At 63.8% G+C, this 19,252-nt stretch carries 22 protein-coding genes and 2 pseudogenes; 6 read left to right on the top strand and 18 right to left on the bottom strand.

Annotation, left to right across the window (positions count from 1 at the left end; genetic code table 11):
- Window positions 1-24 precede the first annotated feature (24 nt).
- From IPP90_05960 to IPP90_05980, 5 genes are all read right to left on the bottom strand, one after another.
- Window positions 25-369: a hypothetical protein gene (locus IPP90_05960; protein ID MBL0170268.1), complete on the bottom strand. Its 345-nt coding sequence runs from the start codon at window positions 367-369 to the stop codon at window positions 25-27.
- A gap of 391 nt (window positions 370-760) precedes the next feature.
- Window positions 761-1,021, bottom strand: coding sequence for a hypothetical protein (locus IPP90_05965; protein MBL0170269.1), 261 nt, complete (start codon window positions 1,019-1,021; stop codon window positions 761-763).
- A 929-nt stretch (window positions 1,022-1,950) separates the two neighbouring features.
- Entirely contained in the window at window positions 1,951-2,181 is a 231-nt protein-coding gene (locus IPP90_05970) for a hypothetical protein (GenBank protein MBL0170270.1), read from the bottom strand.
- A 732-nt stretch (window positions 2,182-2,913) separates the two neighbouring features.
- On the bottom strand, window positions 2,914-3,111 hold the full coding sequence (locus IPP90_05975; protein ID MBL0170271.1) for a hypothetical protein: 198 nt from the start codon (window positions 3,109-3,111) through the stop codon (window positions 2,914-2,916).
- A 187-nt stretch (window positions 3,112-3,298) separates the two neighbouring features.
- The gene (locus IPP90_05980; protein MBL0170272.1) at window positions 3,299-3,553 is read right to left on the bottom strand and encodes a hypothetical protein; all 255 of its coding nucleotides are present in this window, start codon (window positions 3,551-3,553) and stop codon (window positions 3,299-3,301) included.
- 236 nt (window positions 3,554-3,789) lie between these two features.
- On the opposite strand from IPP90_05980, the gene IPP90_05985 reads away from it, so the two are divergent.
- From IPP90_05985 to IPP90_06000, 4 genes are all read left to right on the top strand, one after another.
- Window positions 3,790-4,866 (top strand): UPF0104 family protein, encoded by a 1,077-nt coding sequence (locus IPP90_05985; protein MBL0170273.1) that lies wholly within the window; start codon window positions 3,790-3,792, stop codon window positions 4,864-4,866.
- Between the two features lie 2 nt (window positions 4,867-4,868).
- Complete coding sequence (locus IPP90_05990) at window positions 4,869-5,402, top strand: DUF2156 domain-containing protein (GenBank protein ID MBL0170274.1); 534 nt, start codon at window positions 4,869-4,871, stop codon at window positions 5,400-5,402.
- 106 nt (window positions 5,403-5,508) lie between these two features.
- Window positions 5,509-5,853, top strand: coding sequence for a DUF2156 domain-containing protein (locus IPP90_05995; protein ID MBL0170275.1), 345 nt, complete (start codon window positions 5,509-5,511; stop codon window positions 5,851-5,853).
- Window positions 5,854-5,884: 31 nt separating this feature from the next.
- Window positions 5,885-6,367 (top strand): hypothetical protein, encoded by a 483-nt coding sequence (locus IPP90_06000; GenBank protein MBL0170276.1) that lies wholly within the window; start codon window positions 5,885-5,887, stop codon window positions 6,365-6,367.
- A gap of 208 nt (window positions 6,368-6,575) precedes the next feature.
- Here the strand turns inward: IPP90_06000 and IPP90_06005 are convergent, their stop codons facing one another.
- The 3 genes and pseudogenes from IPP90_06005 to IPP90_06015 all read right to left on the bottom strand — a co-directional run bounded on the left by IPP90_06005 (window position 6,576) and on the right by IPP90_06015 (window position 8,848).
- Entirely contained in the window at window positions 6,576-7,232 is a 657-nt protein-coding gene (locus tag IPP90_06005) for a hypothetical protein (GenBank protein ID MBL0170277.1), read from the bottom strand.
- Between the two features lie 50 nt (window positions 7,233-7,282).
- A complete protein-coding gene (locus tag IPP90_06010) occupies window positions 7,283-8,161 on the bottom strand; it encodes a hypothetical protein (protein ID MBL0170278.1) in 879 nt (292 codons plus the stop codon).
- 10 nt (window positions 8,162-8,171) lie between these two features.
- Window positions 8,172-8,848: pseudogene (locus IPP90_06015) on the bottom strand (response regulator transcription factor).
- A 108-nt stretch (window positions 8,849-8,956) separates the two neighbouring features.
- Between IPP90_06015 and IPP90_06020 the strand changes: the two are divergent.
- Complete coding sequence (locus tag IPP90_06020) at window positions 8,957-9,202, top strand: hypothetical protein (protein MBL0170279.1); 246 nt, start codon at window positions 8,957-8,959, stop codon at window positions 9,200-9,202.
- Between the two features lie 33 nt (window positions 9,203-9,235).
- Here the strand turns inward: IPP90_06020 and IPP90_06025 are convergent, their stop codons facing one another.
- The 4 genes from IPP90_06025 to IPP90_06040 form a co-directional block, all read right to left on the bottom strand.
- Window positions 9,236-10,387: a UvrB/UvrC motif-containing protein gene (locus IPP90_06025; GenBank protein MBL0170280.1), complete on the bottom strand. Its 1,152-nt coding sequence runs from the start codon at window positions 10,385-10,387 to the stop codon at window positions 9,236-9,238.
- 9 nt (window positions 10,388-10,396) lie between these two features.
- Window positions 10,397-12,019, bottom strand: a complete 1,623-nt coding sequence (locus tag IPP90_06030) for a cryptochrome/photolyase family protein (protein MBL0170281.1) — start codon at window positions 12,017-12,019, stop codon at window positions 10,397-10,399.
- A 96-nt stretch (window positions 12,020-12,115) separates the two neighbouring features.
- Window positions 12,116-12,547, bottom strand: a complete 432-nt coding sequence (locus IPP90_06035; GenBank protein ID MBL0170282.1) for a hypothetical protein — start codon at window positions 12,545-12,547, stop codon at window positions 12,116-12,118.
- A 39-nt stretch (window positions 12,548-12,586) separates the two neighbouring features.
- Complete coding sequence (locus tag IPP90_06040) at window positions 12,587-12,871, bottom strand: hypothetical protein (protein ID MBL0170283.1); 285 nt, start codon at window positions 12,869-12,871, stop codon at window positions 12,587-12,589.
- A 333-nt stretch (window positions 12,872-13,204) separates the two neighbouring features.
- On the opposite strand from IPP90_06040, the pseudogene IPP90_06045 reads away from it, so the two are divergent.
- Window positions 13,205-13,955: pseudogene (locus IPP90_06045) on the top strand (DUF4159 domain-containing protein).
- A 142-nt stretch (window positions 13,956-14,097) separates the two neighbouring features.
- On the opposite strand, the gene IPP90_06050 reads toward IPP90_06045, so the two are convergent.
- The 6 genes from IPP90_06050 to IPP90_06075 form a co-directional block, all read right to left on the bottom strand.
- Window positions 14,098-14,622, bottom strand: a complete 525-nt coding sequence (locus IPP90_06050) for a hypothetical protein (GenBank protein ID MBL0170284.1) — start codon at window positions 14,620-14,622, stop codon at window positions 14,098-14,100.
- A gap of 821 nt (window positions 14,623-15,443) precedes the next feature.
- Window positions 15,444-15,779, bottom strand: a complete 336-nt coding sequence (locus tag IPP90_06055) for a hypothetical protein (GenBank protein MBL0170285.1) — start codon at window positions 15,777-15,779, stop codon at window positions 15,444-15,446.
- A gap of 530 nt (window positions 15,780-16,309) precedes the next feature.
- On the bottom strand, window positions 16,310-16,510 hold the full coding sequence (locus IPP90_06060) for a hypothetical protein (GenBank protein ID MBL0170286.1): 201 nt from the start codon (window positions 16,508-16,510) through the stop codon (window positions 16,310-16,312).
- A 556-nt stretch (window positions 16,511-17,066) separates the two neighbouring features.
- Complete coding sequence (locus IPP90_06065; protein ID MBL0170287.1) at window positions 17,067-17,228, bottom strand: hypothetical protein; 162 nt, start codon at window positions 17,226-17,228, stop codon at window positions 17,067-17,069.
- Window positions 17,229-17,699: 471 nt separating this feature from the next.
- Complete coding sequence (locus IPP90_06070) at window positions 17,700-18,047, bottom strand: hypothetical protein (protein ID MBL0170288.1); 348 nt, start codon at window positions 18,045-18,047, stop codon at window positions 17,700-17,702.
- A 580-nt stretch (window positions 18,048-18,627) separates the two neighbouring features.
- Window positions 18,628-19,077: a hypothetical protein gene (locus IPP90_06075; protein ID MBL0170289.1), complete on the bottom strand. Its 450-nt coding sequence runs from the start codon at window positions 19,075-19,077 to the stop codon at window positions 18,628-18,630.
- Window positions 19,078-19,252: the final 175 nt, after the last annotated feature.

A 19,252-nucleotide genomic window follows, 5' to 3' on the forward strand; every position in this document is an offset into this window, starting at 1 on the left:
TAGTTAGGAAGGCGCAACTACGACCTAATCTGACGGACCCCTCGGCAGCCCAGCTGACCGAGCACCTCCCGAGTGGCGACGTCGCACCCGTTCCTGCGCGGCCGCAATAGCGGCATCGAAGCCCACCGCGTTGACGGCCATGTCAAGGATCTTAGTCAGCGCTGCAACATAGTAGTCGCGCCACGCCTCAGTGATGACGCGTTCGGCGGCCGCGGTCGATCCACTCTGGATGGCCTTGGCCGACAGGTCCCCTTGTGTGCGCAGTTCACGCACCGCCACGTCGGCCAGTTCGGTGATTGCGGCCTTGGTAACGCCGGGTGTACCCGCCGTGAGCAGGAGAGCCGGTGTTGAGCGCGCAGTTGCCGACATTGGTGAGGGTGGTGGCACTCACCGTGTCCAGCCGATCGAGATCCGGTGTGGTAGAACTGATCGGTAAAGTGCCAGAGTAGCACCGCGGTTTTTTCGCATTTGAGAAACGGCGTGTGATCGCTGCCGCCCTCAAAGGGATTGGACTTGACCACCCAGCCGGTGGTGGCGGCACGATCGAGACAGCGTTGCCGCACCGTCGTTGAACCAGTAGGCGCGAATGGCCGACGCGGCAATCGGACTGCCGCCCATTCAGTGCTGATCTTCGCCACGTACCCACACGGCGACGGGTCGGGCATCTTCTCGATGAGGAACGTGCCCGCCGGTGAGGGCGATGTTCTCGCCCACCATATCCAGCGACATGCCCACTACCGAAGGCCGCCGCACGCTGTCTTCAGCGAGAAAGCGGTCGGTGGAACCAATTTCGTCGCCCCCACAGAAACGTGGATGTGCGCGCTGGATTAACCTGTCCGCGCTTGAACATCACCGCCGCCGTGCGCGCCATCTCGGCCAGCAGCCCCACCCCCGACGCATTGTCGTTGGCACCGGGTTCCTGCACATGCGCCGAATAGACGAAGCGTTCGGCGGGACGAAGCGCACCGCCAGATTCGCCACCACGGTGCGTTCCGGGACGCGACTCGAATTGTGCCTTCACCAAAAGCGCGCACTAGCACTGGGGCCGGCGGAAAGCGCGGCCTTGAGCGCGAATCGCGCGGCGCGGACGACACAAAGATCACGAAGCCGCGATTGACGGTGTCCCGGGTGACGCTGGTGAGATTGAATAGCCGTGGTGTTCTTCGGTGCCCGCTGGTTGTAGGCGGGCAGTTTCTGCGCGGCCAGCATACCCAGTGCGCGAACGTTGCATCACCACGGGGAACACCGCGCGGAGATTGCCGTCAACCAGCGAGATGGCGCCGGTGAGATCCTAGACAGCTCGGCGTCAGTACCGGCGCCAATATCAATGACGCGCGCGCGGTCACGCCCCATCAGGTGTGGACCACGAGTTGATGGCGATCATGTTGTGATTCGTGGCCCCGGTCATCAGCGGCGCGTTGCGTCCGACAATGATGAGCGACGCGTCGTCGGGCGTCCACGCTGGCGCGGTCATGAGTCGCGACTCACGCGGAAGACGAGCCGATCATGGAGTGTCGCGCGCGACTCCGGGCACGTAGCCAAGCTGCCGTGAGCAGGGCCGCCACGGTACCGATAGATGCGTCGATCCCGCGGTTGCCGGAGTCGGAAGAACTGTTCGACCAGTCCCACCGTGGTGCGTGCACGGTCACCGGAGAGCTCGCGGCTTATGGGCCCGCTGAGCGTGGCAGATGCCGGTGGCACGACGCGCTGCTCGCGCTCGGTGTTTGTGCGGCGAGCGGACTGGTGCTCACGATACACGCCAGAAGCACCGCAGCAAGCGCACTCGCCCGAAACGGCAACACGGAAGGGTTCATCATCCACCACCTCGGCGGTTGAAGACTCGTTCGTGGTCGGCGTTTACTGACAATCACAGAAAGCGCGTCAGTTGGCAGGTACGTCTTCTATCAGGCGCGCGAGAATTTCGGGACCGTATCGCTGTGCGGCCGATTCTTAAGCCACCGCGCCGATGGTTCGATCACCCTGCTGCTGCCACGTCGCCCGGCGCGCTCCGGCCGTGTCGGCGTGCGGTTCCGACAAGCCATCCATGACGAGCACAAAAGTACGACACTGACCAAGTGGCATGGGATGGCTTCGAATGACTCGCGGGTTGGCGAGTGATGCGCCAGGCGGCGCCATCAGGCAGAGATGGATGACCACCCGAAGTTCGCGGTGGCGGACCAACTGTGCCTCATAGGTGTCGGGCGCTTCCGAGCGCGATGTGCACGGGTCCCGCGATGGCATTTTCTACGGGGTGCAGCAAAGTCGGCGTTGTCCGGACGGTACGCATTTGGACAGTGCCTTCAAACGTGTCATTAGGAACCGAGAGGCGCCATCGGGCCATTGCTGTTGAATTGCCAACTCACTGAAAGCGCCAGTGCGCCCTGGAATACCACACGGGGCCGCGGTGCGGCGCAGTGTTCACGATGCCGTCGTGGGAAACGGGAGAGGAAAACGTGAGAATGAAGAGATGGGAGCGCTGCGAGTCAGCGAAGTACGCGCAGGTCTTCATCCAATTGGGCGCGCGGTCCCTTTGGGCACCACGGCGCGCCCGGATCGGGCCGCGATCAATGCCGAACCCATGGATCGCGTTGCCTTGTCGAACACCAGTGTCGCACCGTATTCGGCGTGGAATGCCGAAGGGTAGTGCCAAAAGGGACTTTCGTTCGAGTGAGGATCGAATCTCACTAAGCGATTAGGTTGCGGCCGGTTTCAACGAACCCTGGCGGTCCTCTCATCGACTGTCATGTCGTAGGGGGAATGACACCGCGCCACAGGGCATGGGCCATTCGCGCACGTTGCCGGTGAAGGGATCAATTTGGCTCAGAAACCCTCGAGTGTAGTCCACGTACCATACGCCACCGTCGCTGGTGGGGGCGATACGTCGGCCACGAGAGCAAACACGTCAGGAAGGACTTACTCACGCACACGCAACGGTGTGGGATCGATGGTGGAGATCCTGTTGGTGCCGAACAGGTTGAACCACGGGCGTCCGCCGCGATCGAACAATGCCGTCGGTCTTGCCGCCGGTGCTGGACGCAGGTAAGCAGCGAGACTTGCCGGTGGTACGCGCGAGATGACCCACCATGTTTGCTGTTCTGCAGCGTGAACCACAGATCACCCTTCGCGTCGAAGGCGATCGTGTGCGGGTCTTTGGCGGCGGGGTCGGGCATAGGATAGCGCGTGATGACCCCGGTGCGTCCATCGATGCGGCCGATCATGCCGTTGCGATTGCCGGTGTACCAGGCGTTGCCACGCTCGTCTATCGAAACGGAGTGTGGGTACGTTCCGCTGTCGATTTTCAATGCGGGTGAAGGCGCCGGTTTTCGGATCGAGTCGGGCCCACGTAATTGCCCGCTTGTCCTACAAACCAGACGCGACCGCTGGCATCGAGTGATGGATCCCGCGGGGTGGTCTTCTCCCACGGCACCGTCCATTCGGTGAGGCGCACGGTGTCGGCCGTTGTCGCCGTCGTCGGTTGCGCCGAGATCGCGCCTGGTACCATCAGCACGGCGCTGCATGAAAGGATGGCGAGGCGAGCGGGCAACGCAGTCATGAGTGAGGCCCTCGGTCAGGCGGTAGGTCGTGTGCGGGCACGTCTATTCGGGCGCCGTTGAGACCCGCTGGCACTAAGATAGAACTCGCCCGTACCGTGTGAAGGGGTGTCTGGCGTAACAAACGGACGTGCGACTGCGGTTAGTCGCGCCGCAAGGTTGACCGGTTCTATTCAGGGTCTGGATCGCGCGATGGCGGTGCAGGCCCTTGGGATTCACTCCGGTGTACCAGACCCTCATGACCCATCCGGCAACCGCCGAGTCGCTTCCGAGCGCGTCCTCGTTGCACGGCGAGTCTGTCGCCTGGCGTCGCTGGCTGCTTCCGTTGACGTCACTGGTCATTCTCGTCATTGCCGGGATTGTCGTGCGCGATGAATTGGGCACCACGACCTATCACGCCGTAATGCACACGCTGTCGACGTGGTCGCGTCGATCACTGCTGGGCGCACTGGCGCTGACCGGGGCATGCTATGCGGTGCTGCCCCTGTATGATGTGCTCGGGCTGCGCTACGCGCGCACCCCGATTCCGCTGCGCAAGTCGCGGCAGGCATCGCTCTTCGCATACGCGTTCAGTCAAACGCTGGGTTTCGCGGCGATTACCGGCGGGGCGTTTGATTGCGATTCTGGACCGAGCGGACTGACCATCCGACGTAGCGCGCGCCGCGACGTTCTCCGCCATTGGTTTCTGGATCGGCTTGCTGGGCGCGTCCGGACTGGCGCTGACATTCAGGCGCTACCGTCGGCCGCCATTGCGTATGCCTCGTCCACCGTGTTCCGCGCGATCGGTATCGGCCTGCTGGGTGTTGTCCTGTCGTATCTGGTCCTGGCCAGCGTTCGACGACGACCCATCGTCATTGGCGGTGTCGCACTGACCCCGCCGGGGGTCGTCCTGACGGCGCTGCAGGTTGTGGTGGCTGCGGCGGACTGGACCCTGGCTGCTGCGGTGCTGTGGGCGCTGCTCCCAGCCACACCCGGTCTGGGATTCGTGGCATTCCTCGGCTCCTTTGCGTTGGCGCAGGCGATCGGCCTGGCCAGTCATGTGCCGGGCGGTCTGGGCGTGTTCGACTCCCTCATGGTCGTGTTGTTGACACCGGTGATTGGCGCACCGCTCGCGATTGCGGCGCTGGTCGCGTATCGCGCGGTGTACTACCTACTGCCGTTCATGATCGCGGCGTTGATGCTGGCGGTCATGCTGGCGCGTCGACGTCAACGGGATCTCGCCAATGCCGCGCGGTTCACAGCACGACTGGCGGGGCGATGGGGCCGACGGTCCTCCCGACAATCCTCAGTGCGGCGACTTTCATTGCCGGGCTGAGTTTGCTGCTCTCCGGTGCCACCCCGGCGGAACGTTCGCGCGTGGCCGCGCTCGAGCGCATTCTGCCGCTGGGCGTCATCGAAGTGTCATCTGACCGGCAGTCTCGTCGGCGCGGCGCTGGTGGTGCTGGCGTGGGCGCTGTGTTGCCAGACGCCGTTACCCTGATGCGTGCCAAGGGTATCGTGCTGCGCGCGTCCGATACGCGCGCGAATCTGGCATTGTTGGGCGACAAGGCGCTGCTGATGGACGATGCGGATCGATCGATGCTGATGTATGGCGTGGAAGGTCGAAGCTGGGTTGCGCTTGGGGATCCGATTGGTGATGTCGACGCCGGTGACGAGTTGGCGTGGCGGTTTCGCGAGTTGGCCGATCGACACGGTGGCTGGACGGTGTTCTACGAGGTCGGCACGTCCCGTCTGCCCCTTTGTACATCGATCTTGGGCTATCGCTGCTCAAGCTTGGCGAGGAGGCGCTGGTGCCCTTGGCGGATTTCAGTCTTGACGGCAACACGCGCAAAGGACTGCGCCGAGTCATGAAGGATGCGGAGAAGCGGCAGGTCACCTTTGAGATCGTCCATGAAACCGATGTTCCCGTTGCTCCCGACGCTCGCGTCGATTTCAGAAACTTGGCTGGAGGAAAAGCATGTGCGCGAAAAGGATTCTCCTGGGTCGCTTTGATGCCGACTATTTGGCGCACCAACCGATCGCGTTGGTGCGGCATGCGGGGACGCCTGTGGCGTGGGGACACGCCGAAAGCTACGCCCACTTCAGCCTCGGCATGGCGCCGTTGTCGGGGCTTGAGTCGCGGGCGCTGGCCCCACTCTGGAACCGTGCCGGCGCGTTCGTGTTCAAATTCGGCGAGCACTTTTACAACTTCCGCGGCTTGCGACAGTACAAGGACAAGTTTGATCCCATCTGGGAGCCGCGCTATCTGGCATCGCCGGGGGATTGGCGTTGCCGCGAATTCTTACCAATGTGGCCGCGCTGATCTCGGGCGGATTAGGAGGCCTGGTGCGCAAATGAAGCGACTCGTGCACGGACTCTCGCTGGTCTCAATGATTGCGTTGCACGTACCGACGATGGCGGCGCAGATATCGCCTGCTTCGTCGGTGGCCGACCTGCCGCTTATCTGGGTGGCACCAGGTGTCAGCGCACATGTCACCGCGGTGCTGCTCAGCGGTGATGGCGGGTGGGCGGAGCTGATCAAGGAGGTCGCAGACGGTCTTGCCGCGCACGGCATTGGCGTAGTCGGATTCAACTCGCGGGCGTGGCTGTCGAAGCCCAGAACACGGGAGGCCACGGCCGGCTGTGGTGCGCCATCGATGCGGCGCAGCGTCGATGGCCAGCCGATCGACTGCTGCTGGTGGGCTATTCCGTGGCGCGGACATGGCGCCGTTGTCGTCCACCCGGTTACCTCAGCCGCTCGCGGCGCAACGCCGGCATTGCCATGTTCGGTCTGGCGCCGATGGCCAGTTTCGAATTTCATCTCATCGACTTGGTGAAGGACACGCGTCGAGCCAGCGACATTGCGATCGAGCCGGAACTCGAAAAGCTACGCGGCACGCGCATGGTGTGCGTGTATGGCACGGACGAGGAGACATCTGGTTGTCGCGACGACTCATCGGGGCTGATGACAAAGGATGCGCGCGGGTGGCCATCACTTTGACCGCAATAGCAGTGCGCTGGTGGCGCATGCGCTGGCCCTGCTGGTCAGGTGATTGTCAAACCAGAATCGGTCTGCTCCAGTCTCGCAACAGGGTAACACGAAACGCTGCGCCCGTTGTGGTGTTGTCGAGGACGATCTGCCCGCCGTGCGCATGGGCTGTAAGCGTGCGATGGCCAATCCCAGCCCGGCGCCGCTGGCCGTTGGCACGCGACTCGTGCCTGACGACAGACCCTCCCCGCGTCAACCGCACCCCGGACAAAGCGATCGAAGATGCGCGGGCGCAGCTCTGGCGGGATACCCGGACCGGAGTCGGCAACGACTATGACGACGTACGACGCAGTGTTGCGGAACGCTACCGAAATGGCGCCATCCCGCGGTGTGTGCTTCAGCGCATTGTCCAGCAGGTTCAGCAACAGGCGTCGGAGCAGCACCGGATCCCCATCCACGAACACGGCATCGCGATTGTCACCAGCATGCTCGAGTGTCAAGCGCATATGCTGGTCGTCGGCGATGGTCCGCACACTACGAACGCTCGCCGCAAGCAACTCGCCAATGTCAACCCGCTCGCGTTGGTGAATGGGGCTGGCCGCATCGGCTCGCGCCAACAGAAAGAGATCGTCGATAATGCGGACAGACGCACCGACTCGTCGCGAATGATCGCCAGGGCGTCCCGGATACTCGGCTTCTGCGCGCGTGGGCATTTGCGGTGCCACGTCCGCTTCTCCGCACAATGGCGATGGGCGTGCGCAGTTCATGCGACATCAGCCACGAACCGCCGCTGAACACGAAAGGCGACATCCACGTGCCAGGAGATCGTTGACCACCGTGGCCAGGCGACCCAGTTCGTCGTACGGATGCTGACGGGTAGGCGTTCGTCCAATGTAGCGGCGGAAATGCGCGCCGCCGACGCCGCCATTTCCTCCACGGGCGCGAGACTGCGTCGCGCCAGCAGGTAGCCAACGAGGATGGTTACGGCGAGGGCGAAGGGAATGGCCAGCAGCAGCGTGGTGCGCACGCGGTCCAGCACGGCCACGTCCTCTTCATCGGAGCGCAGGACGCCAACGATGAGTGCGGGCTCCAGGGAATCGACGATCCCCGGGCCGACGCGGACGAGTGCGGCGCGCCAGATCTGATCGTCGATGGTCAGCGAGCGCAGCAGGGTCTCGTTGCCGAGCGGCTTGAGGCGCAACAATTCGCGCACAGGCGGTGACAGCGCTACGGTGTCGGGGTCAACCGGGGGCGTCGGCGCGATGTGTGCCCCAGGCCGCGTGTTGGCGCGTCGTCGGGTAGGCACGCGATTGGCGGCCACCACGCGCGCGGCATCATCCACAATCAGCACATCGAAATCGCCGATATGGAGCTCGCGTAAGGCGTCGCGTACGGCCGTCCGCACCACGCGCGTGCTGTCTGCGATACGGCGTGCACCCTGTCGTTCCGCGAGCACGGCACCGGCGATGGCGCGCGCCGACTCGCTGACGGTGGTGTTGGCGCGCGCTTGCAATACGCCGCGCATGGTGATCCACGAGGCGACGCCAAAGACACTCAACAGCAGCGCCAGCACACTGGCGTTCCAGAGCGTCAGTCGCAGCCGGATCGAGACGCGCACTGGTGTGGATCGGCCGTTGCTCATACTGTAATGCTCACGGGGGCGCCGTGGCCGAGAGCACGTATCCCGCGCCGCGACGTGTATGCAGCATGGCGGGCCACGGCGCCTTGTCGATCTTGCCCCGCAGGCGATTCACGTACACTTCGACGGCATTGGTAAAGGTGTCGTGATTGTCATCCCACACGTGGGCAACGATGTCGGCGCGTGACACGACTGTGTTTGCCCGTCGAGCCAGGAGTTCAAGCAGCGAGAACTCCTTGGCGGTGAGTGCAATGGGCACGCCAGTACGCGAGACGGAGTGCGCCAGCCGATCGATTTCGAGGTCGCCCACCCGCAGCACATCGGACTGGAGGTTTTCAGGACGACGCAGCAGGGCGCAAACCGGGCCAGAAGCTCACCGAAATCGAATGGCTTGTTGAGATAGTCGTCGGCGCCACTGTCCAGCCCTGTAATGCGATCGGCGACCGCATCGCGTGCGGTGAGCATCATGACCGGCGTGCGCATGCCGCGGGCACGCAACTCCTTGAGCACGGCGAACCCGTCGAGGCCGGGGAGCATGACGTCGAGGATGATCGCGTCGTAGCTGTTCACAGCGGCCTGCACGATGGCATCCTTGCCGTTACCCACGACATCAACGGCATACGTCTGCTCGCGCAATCCGCGCAATCAGTGGGCCAGCCGCGGATCGTCTTCGACAACCAGCAAGCGCATGGGATCGGCGTTAATCGGTGATTAAGGTGGCTACAGGTAGACTCTCCTTCGTCAACAGCGTCGCATTTCGCGATGGCCACGGACATAAAGACCAACCAGGAGTCTCCTATGAACCGCATCCGTTTCAGCCTTGTCGCCGCCTCGCTCGTATTTGCCGGCGTGGCCGGTGCCCAGCAGCCAACCGCCAAGAAGTTGGCTGACAAGCCCGTGGCTGTGAAGACGGCCGCGAAGCCGTCAACGGCGAAGGTCGACACGACCAAGAAGACGGACACCACCAAGCACGTCGCCAAGAAGGGGAAGAAAGGCGCGATGGCCAAGATGGACACCGCGAAGAAAGTGAAGAAGCCGAGCTGAGCTGGGCGGCGACAACAACCGTCCCGTCTGACCCTATCGCGGGCCGGCGGGACGGGTTTTGGCGCGCTCATCCGCGCGTCGACGGAACCAGCTGGCCACGAGATAGAACTCATCGAGATCGTGTGACGGGATGTCGGCGCCGGAAGGATCCGGGCCGTCGAAGATTCGTCGCGCCAGCGTTTCAAGTTGACTGCGCGCCTTGGCCGTGGATGGGGCGCGAACCTCGGCTCGCACCGTGCCGCGCCGCACGAGATACACCCATTCGCTGTCGTCCACGCCACGGGCGTGATACCGAAATGTGAGTCGGTCCATATTCGCGTGAAAGTGCTGTACGCGTTGATGCAACCAGCGCACGCGTTCCAAGCGGTCGCGCAACACGGCCGCGCGCTCGAACTCCAGCGCCGCTGACGCGGCCTGCATGGCGCGTTCCAGATTATCGACGGGCGCGTCGGATTTCCCTTCGAGGAAGTCGCGAATCTGCGTGGCCTGCGCGCGATACGCCGCGCCATCACCAGCGCCGATGCAGGGACCGGCACAGGTGCCGAGCTCGTGACGCAAGCAGCCGGGCGCCCGGGTGCGCGTGGGTCGCCGCGCCGACACAGCGCCGCCGGTCTCGCTGTCAAACCAGAGTGTCGACGTTTTGGCTGTTGGCGCGGCTTCTTCCAGCGCGCAATCGCGGAGCCCCGTGGCGTCGGCCAAGGCACGCACCGCTTCGCGCAGCATGGAGACTTTGCGAAATGGCCCGAACATCGCGATGGCGGACGGGTCGTCGGAGCGTGGGACGACCGTTACACCCGGAACCGCGCCGCCGGTGAGCGCGACATACGCCCTGGGCCAATCGTCGGTCACCATCATGCTATTGAACTGCGGACGATGCTGCTTGATGAGCCGCAGCTCGCGCAACAACGCGCCGAACTCGCTGTTGGTGTACTCCCACTCGATGGCGAAGGCATGACGCAGAATACGCGCGGCCTTGTCCCGACGGCGTGTGGCCCGGAAGTACGAGAGCAGGCGTGTGCGCAGCCGGCGCGACTGGCCTACATACAATACCAAGCCAGTGGGCCCCAGCATGCGATAGACGCCCGGCGCATTGGCGCAATCGGCGCGCACGAGATCGCGCAACGCCCGGCGCTGCGCGGGCGTGGAGAGCGGGGGACGGACATGGAGACGGACGGGCGGTGCCACATCTGAAGCTTACGTCGTGGTCGGCACCGATGGAATTGGTGGTGCGAAGTCGCGATCATAGGCCAGCGACTCCCGGAATGCCGTTGCCTGCCGACGAATTGTTGTCAACTCCTCCGCCGGGATTGCCTGAACATGCGTGAGCATCATGCGCATGCGGGGATGCGCGGTGAACCGTTCGCGATGTCGGTCCAGAAAGTCCCAGTACAGCGTGTTCATGGGACAGGCATCGGGTCCGGTGCGCTGGGTGACATCGTAGCGACACTCGGCGCAATGGTTGCTCATGCGCTTGATGTAGGCGCCCGACGACACGTAGGGCTTGGAGGCGAGAACACCGCCGTCGCCCCAGGTGCCCATGCCAGCCACATTGGGGAGCTCGACCCATTCGTACGCATCGGTGAAGGCGCTCCAATACCATCGCGACAGTGCGGCGGGTTCGACGCCAAGGAGCGTGGCAAAATTGCATTGTACCATGAGACGGGCAATGTGATGCACGCGTCCGTGGTCGCGCACCTGACGGATGGCGTCGGCGAGGCACCGCATTTCACAGGCGTCGCCGGTAGCGCCTGGTGTGTCATACGCCTCGCCGTCGGGGGCCCAGAACCAGCGCGGCAGCGGCATGGTGGCGTGCAGCGCGTTGGCCGTTCGCAGATCGGGCATCAGGTGCCAGTACATCCCACGGATATATTCGCGCCAACCCAGGATCTGCCGAATAAAGCCCTCGGCCGATTCGATGGGGACGTGGCCATCGCGCCAGGCACGTTCGGCACGGGCAATCACTTCGCGCGGATGTAACAGACCAACGTTCAGCAGCGATGACAATGACGAGTGCAACAGGTCGGGTTGTCCGTGCACAAGTGCATCTTCGTAGGGGCCAAACTCGGGCAGTCGTTCGACCATAAAGCGCTCGAGCCAGGCCTTCGCATCGACCCGAGTGACCGGGAGCGCGAACGAATCGACACGTCCCCATCGGTTGCGCCAGGTGGCCACGCGCGACATTTGCTCGCGTGTGACGTTGTCGGGTTCAGTGCGCCAGACGGCTGGGATTTCGCGTCCCCTTGGCCACGGTTTGCGATTCTCGGTGTCGAAGTTCCATCGCCCTCCGCAGGGTTGCCCGTTGGGCTCCATGAGGATGCCGTGCTTCCGACGCATCTCACGATAGAACCACTCCATGCGGAACTCCTTACGTCCCGAGGCCCAGGCGGTGAACTCGCCGCGAGTGGCCATGAAGCCGCGATCCTCGCGCAACACGAGGGCCACGCCGAGGGCGGCGAGCGCATCGTTCGCTCGAACGAGTTCGTCCACCATGTCTTGTTCCCGTCCCTCCGTGGCGACGACCCGCGTGGCGCCCGTTTCGCGCACGATGTCACACAGGCCCTCAGCGTACGAGGCAGCACGTCGCAGCACCACGCGATAGCCGGCACGCTCGAGCGACGCCGCGAAGTGGCGCATGGACGACAGGAGCAACACCAGCTTCTGTCGATGCCACGGGAGGGAAGCGCCTTTGGCGACCGACTCCAGCAGCACGATGATTACATCATTGCGCGGTGCTCGCGGAATGTTGGCAACAGCGCTCGAACATTCCCACGGTGCAACAAATGCGAGGGTGGGTGGACGCTGGCCGGAAACGCTCATAGAGAAGGCGAATGCGTTCGCGCCCCGTGAAGTTCCCGATGGCGCTCCGCAGTTCAAGCCCGCGGGCGATCCACTTCACCGCCACCGACGCATTCGTCAGTCCGTCTGATCCATGTCCACCTGGCCGCTGAGTTTGCGTGACAGGTGCGACCAGCTCATGCCAACAGCCAGCAACAGCGCCGTGCAGATGAGCACGACGTAGGTAATGCCGCGGGCGGAACTGGCGCTGGCCACACCAAAGTCGAGCAGCATCCACACAATGCCGCCGGAGATGGCCAGCACGAGGGCCGATCCGGCGATACCGATGGAGCGGCGGGTGGCGGTGAGGAACACCACCCAGCCGGCCACCAACGCGATGCCGGCCAGGAACTTGACCGAGGCGGGACCGGTGCCCGGCGTGCCGCCCAGGAGTGGCGCGATGGCCCAATGGTAGAACGACTTCCCTTCGGGGTTGTAGGTCGCGAATACGAGGATGAGTGCCGAGAGTGCGCGAAGCGCAATTCCGCCGATGCTGGGTCCGGTGGCCATGTTGGTCGTCGTGCGTGGGAAGTCAGTGGAATGGCGCGGTCAACCCGCGGGCGTCGGCTGTCGTAGTATGAACCTGCGAAAGATTGCCGCGAGGCACCAGAGCGCCGTGACAATCACCAACAGGAACTTGACGGAAGCACAGGCTGCCGCGAGATGGGTGAAGGTATCGCTCGCGCCATAGTCAATCATGCGCCAGAGCGCGAGGTTTTCCGTGGCGTCGAGCGGAATGCAGAGCAACACGGCACGACGGAGGACTGCGCCCACGCGATCAAAGGTGACGGCGGGCGGCACGCGAAGGAGCAGTGCCACGCCGGTGGCGAACATGAGGGGATAGGCCAGCAGAAATGCAAAGTCGATTCCCAGACTGACCTTGGCGGTTTCGAGTGCGTCGGCCGAGCGCCAGGCGTCGAGGTAGGTGCTGGCTTGCGTGGCAGACCAAGCCAGTTCTAGCCGACGATCCCGCCGGGGGTGTCCACCGTGCGCAGGGTTTCGTCGAAGCCGCGCAACTGGAGCATCAGGATAAGCGACAGGGTCGCGAAGAACAGCCAGGTGAGGAGGCGCATATAGATTTATTCTGGCACGTGTACCACAAATTTGCCTGTTTCCGGTCGAACTCCTCACGACTCCATTCTGCCTATCCTCGTGGCGCTTGACCCGATGAGCCCCGATAGCGACTCGCCCCGAGTCTCCCGACGCGGCTTTCTGGCCCGACTGGCCGCGGTTTCCGGCGCACTGGCGCTAGGCACCAGCCTCCCCACGCAGGCGGCGGTTGCCGAACGCACACGTGGACGTTTCTACGAGTTTGTCTTTGCGCGGCTGCGCTACAACTCGGGCGACTGGGACTACAACTCCAAGGTGTGCGCGAATCTGTTGGACGCGGTGCTGCAGTACACGCAGATCCCGGTGAACCAACAGGAGATTGTGATCACCGCCGACTCGGCCGAGCTTTCCGCGTTCCCGTTCTTGTTCATGACGGGCCACAAGCTGGTGCGGTTCAGCGAGAAGGAGCGGCAAGGGCTGGTGCGCTACGTGGAAAACGGCGGACTCTTGTTTTCCGACGACTGCAATCACGACGTGAACGGACTGTACGCGAAGACGTTTGAATCGGAGATGACGAAAGCGTTTGGCCCGAACGCGATGCCCAAGCTGCCCAGACAGCACGCGTTGTACTCGAGCTTCTTTGACTTTCCTGAAGGACCGCCACGCACCACGCACGAATTGAACGGGTGGGGCGACAACATCGTGCATGACTATCTGCGCGGTGTGGAGCGGCGCGGGCGCATAGGTGTGCTGTATTCCAACAAGGACTACGGCTGCGAGTGGGACTATGACTGGCGAAATAAGCGGTTTCCGGACGAAGGACAATACGAAGTTCGGGGTGAATGTGGCGGTGTACGCGATGACGTGAGGGGAGACGGAGACGGAAGACGGGAGACATCCAGCTGGCTGCAGTCAAGCCGGCCCCGGATGTCTCCGTCTCTCCTTCTCCTGTCTCCCGTCTTACTGATCGAACGCCGCCCCACCTGAATCTTCCTAATCAAACGCTGCCCCTACCTGAATCTTCCTGATGCACAGCCACGGCGAGCCGTGCGAAATGCTGTTCGTCTGCGTAGGCTGACCTTCGCGTCACCACCCGTGCCGTGCATCTGCCACTCCTTCGGCCCGGTGATCCCGTCGAGGTTGTTCCAGAAATCGGTGGTGATGGCGTTGTACGTCACGTCGGTGACCTGACGCGTGATCTTGCCGTTCTTGATTTCCCAGAAGATGTGGCCGCCGAACTGGCCGTTGTAGCGCTGCTGGTCGATGGAGTAGCTGCCGCGGCCGTCGATCATCACGCCATCCTTCACGTCTTCAATGAGCTGTTGACGCGTAGGGTGGGTTGGCCGGTCCCGGTTCCACATGCACGTTGGGCGCGCAGGGCATGGATAGTCCGCCGGGTGCTGCCAAACGTGCAGCCGCGGCTTTCCTTCTCGCCCATGAGGTGTGCCGTTTCGCGATTGGTGGTGAGACCCCAGCACACCATCGCGAATGAGCGGCCACTTCTGCGTCTTCACGCCGTCGTCGTCAAACCCCACCGTGCTTTCAACCCGGTGCTGGTCCTGTGGCGGTGGCTTGAAGTGCTTGGAGCCGTACTTATAAAGACGAGCTTGCGGCCATCGGAAATCTTCACGAAGCGTAAAGGCGTAGGTTGGCCTCTTAGCCCATAGGCGATCAAGCTCGTGGCGTGCGCCACGATCTCGGAATGGGTGAGCATCGCGTGCGACGGCGACAGAACGGGATCCTTCGCCCGCTCGACCCCGGCAGTGGTTTTGCCGTGCACATCTCCCACCGCATCAGTAGCGACTGGCCTCTCGGCCTGACCGAGGAAATCACAGTTCTCGGCGAATTCCCATCCACCGGTGCCGGCGACAACCGGATAGTTTCGCGTGCATGGTGTGCTTGTCGCCCACCTTGGGCCGTGACAGACATGGTGGGTGACGTGGTGTACAACTCCTGCTCGATGTAAGAGCCCCTGCGCTGCTGGCATAGTAGCGCCACTCGTAACCATGACTGGCAGTCACGTTCACCGGCTGACGCCGACAATCTTGCTGGCCTTGTCGACGATGGCCTGCGCCCACGCCTGCTTGTCTAAGTGGCCGAAACCGACGGAAGATGCTTGATCATCGGCGTGATGTAATTCTGCTGGTACGCTTGCACCGGCGCCAACTGAGATCGGGTTTCTTGGCGATGGCGCAGGCCTTTGCCACTTCGGTGGCCACGCGGGTCCACGTGATGAAGTTCGTCTTCGGTGACAATGGGGCTGGACGCAAAACACACCACTGTGCACCCACGCGCACGCCGAAAGCCGCCGGAACGACGATCGGCATCGGTAGGAACGCCGACACCGCGCGCACCGCTAGCGGCCGCCGCCGCCACCACCACCGCGTCCACCGCCCCGCCACCGCCGCCACCGCCGCCAAACCCACCACCACGCCAAAGCCACCGCCCGCCTACGTGCGGAAAACTGGCCGTGCCACCGGGAAGCGGAAGTCCTGGTGAAGCGCACGTCGGCGTAGGGGCAGCCAACCAATTTCGCCTCACCCAGCACGATGTCGGCGAGACCTCGAACTTCGTTCCACGACTGGCCTTTCGGCGGGAGTCGGCGATGATCTGTCCACAGGTCACGCGAATACAACGACAGCGCGGCACCGGCGCCAAACTTCTTGATGAAATCGCGACGAGAAGAGCTCATGATATATCCTGTCGTTTAGACGGCGGGGAGACCGACGTCATATAGAACCTCGATCCGCACCGGGGGCGCCGAGGCTGGCGGCGTTGGCTGTCGAATGATTCGCCCAACAACATCAGGCACCGGCTTGCCCACGAGCGTGAGATTGTTGCAGGCAACCAGTGGTGACATGTTCCAGCGGAAAGTCCGCCAGGCTGGCCAATTCCGCCGTTCTCAATGAGAAAGAGACCGTCGCGCGTCAGCGCGGTATTGAGCAGTGGTTGTCCCCTGCGACGGCACGCCGTGGATGTACCAGAACGAGGGGTGACCAGCTACCACGTCTAGGTCTGTACCATCTCGTCGACGGTGAGATCGGTACCCACCTGCACGAGGCTCTGATTGGTGGTAGCACCAGCGCCCGCACCGAGTGTACGCGGCACGCCGTTCTCCACGTGACCGGCGCGGCCGGTGGTTGTCGGGGCCAATGGTGGACTGACGCAGAATCTGATTGCCGATGTCGCTTTTGAGCGTGAAACATGTCGCTGAAGATCTTGTCACCGGGCTTCTTGCCCTGCATGAAATGCCGACGCCGCCGAGTCCACCAAACCCACCGCCCCGCCACCGCCCCAGCGGCGATTGCCGCTGCTGCATCGGGAGGGGAGACCGCCTGGCGGTCCACCGCGCCACCACCCGGTGGGCCTGCCACCGCCACGACCACCACCAAACCCGCCGCCACCGCCGAAGATATTGGTCATCAGCGACAAGAACCGGGCACTCGCTTGCTGACCCAAGGATGACCGTGTAGCGTCCCGCCTCGGGGGCCTTGGCCTTGCGACTGCGCAGCGCCTTGGCGGCCGACTCCGTGAGAGCCTTCGCGTCGATCATGCTGAAGTCCTTCACGCCACTGATGGCGGCCAAGCTGAACCGCTGCCGTCGGCCATGCGACGGTGAGCACTTCGCCCAGATCGGCCGAGCGATAGCAGTAGGCGAAGAGACCCTTGAGTTCGCGCTGCAGTTGGCAATGTCGTCCTTGGGGATGTAGCCGGCACCCACCACACCCCTTTGATGCGGCGACATCGAGGCTCTCTTTCACCAACCGCGCGCGTTCGGCGGGTCCCACGGCCACCATGTTGGGCAGCGCGGAATCGACCGGGATGGCACCTGCAAGCCCAGCAACGCTTAAGAGCATTGAGATCGGTGGCCTTCTGCGCCTTCCTCGGCTGGCCATCGACCATGGCGCCGGGGCCCGGCGTCACTGGTGTCGCGAGTGCTGGCACTTGCCGACTTTCTGGCCGATGCGCACCGTGGTGGTCACGTTGCGGGGTCGAACTGCAACAGATTGGTGGTGATGGACGAGTTGGCCCATCGGGTGCCGGATCGTTCACCGCCGGTGAACTGGACCTCGACGGTGTCGGCTTTCGCCATGTCGATCACCTTGTCGGTGATGGCTTTGACCTGTTCGCGTGTATACATGCGGCGGGAGACGGGAGACGGGAGACGGAAGACGCGGCGTGCGGGACGGGTAGACACCTTACGTTCCATCGTAGCGCTTCGCTGACGGCGGGCGGAAGAGGGGCTGCCAATTAGCGACCTACGCCAACCCCCGTCGGCGTCGAATCCACCTTTCACTCGGCGGCCAGCGCGAACGCGAAGGGCACAATCCACCAGGGCGATCGATGCAGTGCCATTCCGTCATGCGCGGGACGGGGCGCACTTCCGTCGAGGTGGCCTGCAGCGACTGGAGGCTGTCGGCCGACACGACGGGTCCGCCGCGCGAGGACGCCCACGGCAGCCAACAGCTCCGGGATCGTTGTTGGCGTTTCGGCCACACCTGGGCGCTGTAACCAGTGGCGTCCGCACCGTGTAAGCGCCCTGAGGCACCAGCACCTCGTAGAGACCGGGTACCCGCGGGCGCCCGCCTGAAACGGAATGCGGCGAGCGCCATCAACCTGGACCGTCAATTCGGAGGTCTCGGGACGCGAGAGGTGCGCGGATAGGCGCACCGTTCGCCGAGTCTCGCGGCACAATGGTCATTACCACAGTCGCGCGCGGCGTGACGAGGAGGGATGACAAACGGACGTCCGTGGCACCCAGTCGCTGACTCGCCGCGTCGTCGATGATGTCGCGCCACGTGGCATCGAAGGTGGATTGGGTCGTGTCGCGATAGCGCCAGGCGTCAAACGCGCCGCTGATAACCAGCTGCCGGAGACCCACGGGGACCCGCCACACCAATGTCTGCACATCCTTCGCATCGGTGCTTGCCGAGCGCAGCACGATAAAGGGGCACGGCATTGACGCCGAGTCGCCGCGGCACGCCGACCGACATGCCCTTGAGCCTCACCCCTCGGTTCACGCCCGAAATCGTTGGACTGGATGCGGTGAGTTCAGCAGGCGCATGCGGGATGGGTGTTCCACCCACGAAATCCTGGAGCGCATCGGCCGGACCATTCACCGTGATCGGCCAGCATCAGGACGCTGGCACCGCTCGCGCGCGCAGCAGTGGCAAGGCCATCGACATCGCGCGCGAGGGGCGCATCCGGGGCGCCGATGACAACCGCGTCGAACGCGCCGGTGCTGGCAATGGCGTCCAGGCCCTGCGGGTGGTGCGACCGGTTTTTCGACTGACATTGGTTGACGTGATGATGCGGCTGGTAACGGCAAACCGCGGATCACGCTCCAGCGCGCGTCAAACGAATGGGACATCCACGACGGGCGTCGATCGAAGAAGAGCACCGACCACCGCTGCCCGGGCACATCCACCAGCACATCACTGCGCACCGTGTCCGATTGTTCGGACACGAACGCTTCGCGCCTGCACCACGGCCGGACCACTGCCGACGGGACGAAGGCGAGGGTACGGTGAGCACCGGTGTCACGAGCGGTCGGGATGCGTTGCCTCGCGATGACGACGCCAGCGCGTGGTGAGCCCGACACGAATGGTGCCCGGCGTCGCGTCGCGGCTGTGCGTCGCCAACGTAATGAGTACGTCCACACGCGATTCCAGCATGGCCTGCGTCGGAGCGGTGATGCGACGGATCACCACTGAGGCCTGCCCGATCCCGGTGCCACCACCACCACGGGCGATGCCATCGCGTTCGAACTGGCGCGCCGTCCCCCCACCAGGACCGTGCCTATGGCGGAAGGGAGCGGCGCCGGGACCACGGTGTGTCTCGCTCCAGCAACTGCCGAGTGCGTGCAATGAGCGCGCGGTCGGCCGTGGGTGTCCGGCCGCCACCAGCGATAGTATCGGCCGCGTGCGGCGCGAGGTGGTGACGGCCGGATCGACCACTGCGGCGACGGCGATTGAGCAGCGCCACCGCACGCAGCAACCACACTCGAGCCAAAGAAGGACGCGGCACGTTACGGTCGCCGGCACGCGTGGCAGCGGTAAGCCGGTATCGCGTCGACTGCCGACTCTCGAAGCGACTGGAGTCGACGCGCAAGTTCGGAGGGAAGTGGCGCGGGCGCGGCGGGCCGCAAATCAACACGCTGGATGG

It is taken from the genome of Gemmatimonadaceae bacterium, assembly GCA_016720905.1.
In the GTDB taxonomy this organism is placed as follows: Bacteria; Gemmatimonadota; Gemmatimonadetes; order Gemmatimonadales; family Gemmatimonadaceae; genus Gemmatimonas.

Bases quoted from the DNA above. Each gene is read 5' to 3' on its own strand.
- IPP90_06030 (MBL0170281.1), bottom strand. From the start codon at position 12,019: ATGAGCGTTTCCGGCCAGCGTCCACCCACCCTCGCATTTGTTGCACCG.
- IPP90_06010 (MBL0170278.1), bottom strand. From the start codon at position 8,161: ATGAGCAACGGCCGATCCACACCAGTGCGCGTCTCGATCCGGCTGCGA.
- IPP90_06070 (MBL0170288.1), bottom strand. From the start codon at position 18,047: ATGCCGTGCCCCTTTATCGTGCTGCGCTCGGCAAGCACCGATGCGAAG.
- IPP90_06005 (MBL0170277.1), bottom strand. From the start codon at position 7,232: ATGCCCACGCGCGCAGAAGCCGAGTATCCGGGACGCCCTGGCGATCAT.
- IPP90_06040 (MBL0170283.1), bottom strand. From the start codon at position 12,871: ATGTTCGCCACCGGCGTGGCACTGCTCCTTCGCGTGCCGCCCGCCGTC.
- IPP90_05960 (MBL0170268.1), bottom strand. From the start codon at position 369: ATGTCGGCAACTGCGCGCTCAACACCGGCTCTCCTGCTCACGGCGGGT.
- IPP90_06060 (MBL0170286.1), bottom strand. From the start codon at position 16,510: ATGACCAATATCTTCGGCGGTGGCGGCGGGTTTGGTGGTGGTCGTGGC.
- IPP90_06000 (MBL0170276.1), top strand. From the start codon at position 5,885: ATGAAGCGACTCGTGCACGGACTCTCGCTGGTCTCAATGATTGCGTTG.
- IPP90_06035 (MBL0170282.1), bottom strand. From the start codon at position 12,547: ATGGCCACCGGACCCAGCATCGGCGGAATTGCGCTTCGCGCACTCTCG.
- IPP90_05995 (MBL0170275.1), top strand. From the start codon at position 5,509: ATGTGCGCGAAAAGGATTCTCCTGGGTCGCTTTGATGCCGACTATTTG.
- IPP90_06020 (MBL0170279.1), top strand. From the start codon at position 8,957: ATGAACCGCATCCGTTTCAGCCTTGTCGCCGCCTCGCTCGTATTTGCC.
- IPP90_05985 (MBL0170273.1), top strand. From the start codon at position 3,790: ATGACCCATCCGGCAACCGCCGAGTCGCTTCCGAGCGCGTCCTCGTTG.
- IPP90_06055 (MBL0170285.1), bottom strand. From the start codon at position 15,779: ATGAGCTCTTCTCGTCGCGATTTCATCAAGAAGTTTGGCGCCGGTGCC.
- IPP90_06065 (MBL0170287.1), bottom strand. From the start codon at position 17,228: ATGTATACACGCGAACAGGTCAAAGCCATCACCGACAAGGTGATCGAC.
- IPP90_05980 (MBL0170272.1), bottom strand. From the start codon at position 3,553: ATGACTGCGTTGCCCGCTCGCCTCGCCATCCTTTCATGCAGCGCCGTG.